Below are 2,268 nucleotides of genomic sequence, written 5' to 3'. Positions count from 1 at the left end.
TATATAAGACATCCAGGCTATGACAAGAATAGAGGTCCTCTGTGGGTTTATGGGCTTAGAGTAAATGCAGAGTTTTAGGGCTTTTATCATGCAAAAAGCTTAGAAACGTTATAAATTAGTAAAAAACCTTTTTTAAGGAGGCAATATGTTTAAACACGTGTTTGTATGCGTAAACCAAAGACCACCTGGTCATCCTATGGGTTCTTGTGCAGAAAAAGGAAGTAGGGACGTTTATACGGCTTTTGCAGACGCCCTACAACAAGACCCCCAACTTATGATGACGGTAGCTATAACCCCTACAGGTTGCCTTGGTCCATGTGGTATGGGACCAACAGTGGTTGTATATCCAGAAGGTATATGGTATGGCAACGTAAGAAAAGAGGATGTAAACGAAATCATTGAAAGCCATCTAAAGGAAGACAAACCAGTAGAAAGGCTTATTATATCTAAAGGAAAACCACCAGGTATGCTTTAATGAAAGCTCTTATACTAAGGCATGTTCAGATAGAGCATGCCGGTATTTTTAACGACATACTATCATCAAAAGGTGTAGACATAAAATATGTAGACCAAGCCGAAAGTATACCGCAAGAAGAGTTTGACATACTTTTTGTGCTTGGTGGGTATATGGGTGTTTACGAAGAAAATCAATATCCTTTTCTTAGCAGAGAGTTTAGGATAATAGAGCATTTTTTAAAAGCCCAAAAACCCATCATAGGCATATGCCTTGGGGCCCAGATGCTCGCACACGTTTTAGGGGAGAAAGTCTACAAAGGTAAAAACGGCAAAGAAATAGGATGGTATCAAATAAAAAAAGAAAACAACCATAAATTTTTTAACGGTTTTCCAGATAAACTCATGGTTTTTCAGTGGCATCAAGATACGTTTGATTTACCAAAAGGTGCTCTGAGGATATATAGCTCCGATAAATATCAGAACCAAGCCTTTGTTTATGAAAATGCAGTAGGTATTCAATTTCACATAGAGTTGACAAAAGATATGATAAAAGAATGGGCAGAGGCTTATGAAGAAGATTTAAAACAAGAAAATATAGACAAAAACTCCCTTATAAAAGAAGATTATATAAAAACTACAAACGAACTATCTTACAAATTAATAGAAAATATTTTACAATGATAAACTTACTGGAAGATTACTTTGAGTTACAAGAAAAATTAAACTTAGAAAAGTATAGAATATCTCAAATTAAATCTTGGGCTTTTAAGAAAAAAATAACCAATGTAGAGCTTATGACAGATATTCCTAAAAGCTTAAGACAAGAACTAAAAATAGATTTTCACGTATTAAGTTTGGACTCGTTTGTAGAAGGCGAAGACTCCACAAAGTTTGTTTTTAAAACAAAAGATGGACATCTTATAGAAAGTGTGCTTATAAAAGAAAAAGACCATTATACTCTTTGCATATCAACGCAGATAGGCTGTGCTGTAGGGTGTAAGTTTTGCGTTAGTACCATAGGAGGGCTTTTAAGAAATTTAAGCTTTTCAGAGATAGTGGATCAATACTTTTACATATCCATACTAAGAAACATATTTATAAGAAACATCGTTTTTATGGGTATGGGAGAACCTCTTGCAAACTTCGAAAACCTAAAGAAAGCCTCTTTTATTTTCCTAAAAGAATTTGAGCTTTCAAAAAGACACATTACAATATCTACAAGCGCCTATACAAACTATCTCAAAAAACTAAAAAACGACGATTTCTTAAACAAACTAAACTTAGCAATATCCCTAAACGCTTCAGACGATGAAACAAGAAAAAGTCTTATGCCAAATGTTATAGGATCTTTAAAAGAGCTTTTCGAGATTTTAAAAACATACCCATTAGAACCAAGAAGGCGCATTACCATCGAGTATGTGCTTATAAAAGATGTAAACAGCTCTTTAAAAGATGCCAAAAACCTTGTAAATCTTCTTAAAAACCTAAAACACAAAATAAAGGTAAATTTAATACCTTACAACGAAAGCCCTATACTACCATTCGAAAGACCGAGTGAGTCGGATATATACAGATTTCAACAAGAGCTTTTGAAAAACGATATATCCTGCACAATAAGATGGAGTAAAGGCTTAGAATTAGCCGCCGCCTGCGGACATCTAAGCAGAATAAGAACTTTTGACATGATAAATATATAAGATTTTACCATGCTATAATCATATTATTATGAAGCATCTACCAATAGGCATACAAACCTTTAGAGATATTATAGAAGGTGGTTTTTACTATGTAGATAAAACACACTTTATACCA

The 2,268-nt window shown here is 34.0% G+C and carries 4 protein-coding genes; all 4 read left to right on the top strand.

Going from position 1 to position 2,268, the window contains the following annotated elements:
- Nucleotides 1–145 precede the first annotated feature (145 nt).
- Nucleotides 146–475, top strand: coding sequence for a (2Fe-2S) ferredoxin domain-containing protein (locus ACP5S8_RS08170; RefSeq protein WP_461872299.1), 330 nt, complete (start codon nt 146–148; stop codon nt 473–475).
- The gene (locus ACP5S8_RS08165; RefSeq protein WP_461876444.1) at nt 475–1,137 is read left to right on the top strand and encodes a type 1 glutamine amidotransferase; all 663 of its coding nucleotides are present in this window, start codon (nt 475–477) and stop codon (nt 1,135–1,137) included. Before ACP5S8_RS08170 ends, ACP5S8_RS08165 begins: the two co-directional genes overlap by 1 nt.
- Nucleotides 1,134–2,153 (top strand): dual-specificity RNA methyltransferase RlmN, encoded by a 1,020-nt coding sequence (rlmN, locus tag ACP5S8_RS08160; RefSeq protein ID WP_461871224.1) that lies wholly within the window; start codon nt 1,134–1,136, stop codon nt 2,151–2,153. Before ACP5S8_RS08165 ends, rlmN begins: the two co-directional genes overlap by 4 nt.
- A 28-nt stretch (nt 2,154–2,181) precedes the next feature.
- Nucleotides 2,182–2,268: AAA family ATPase (locus ACP5S8_RS08155; protein ID WP_461876445.1), on the top strand; the 87-nt coding region annotated here is incomplete at its 3' end.

Origin of the sequence: Hydrogenobaculum sp. (assembly GCF_049967395.1) — a bacterium.
Classification (GTDB): domain Bacteria; phylum Aquificota; class Aquificia; order Aquificales; family Aquificaceae; genus Hydrogenobaculum.
This window is presented reverse-complemented; position numbering and strand designations above follow the sequence as displayed.

Bases quoted from the DNA above. Each gene is read 5' to 3' on its own strand.
- ACP5S8_RS08170 (WP_461872299.1), top strand. From the start codon at position 146: ATGTTTAAACACGTGTTTGTATGCGTAAACCAAAGACCACCTGGTCAT.
- ACP5S8_RS08165 (WP_461876444.1), top strand. From the start codon at position 475: ATGAAAGCTCTTATACTAAGGCATGTTCAGATAGAGCATGCCGGTATT.
- rlmN (WP_461871224.1), top strand. From the start codon at position 1,134: ATGATAAACTTACTGGAAGATTACTTTGAGTTACAAGAAAAATTAAAC.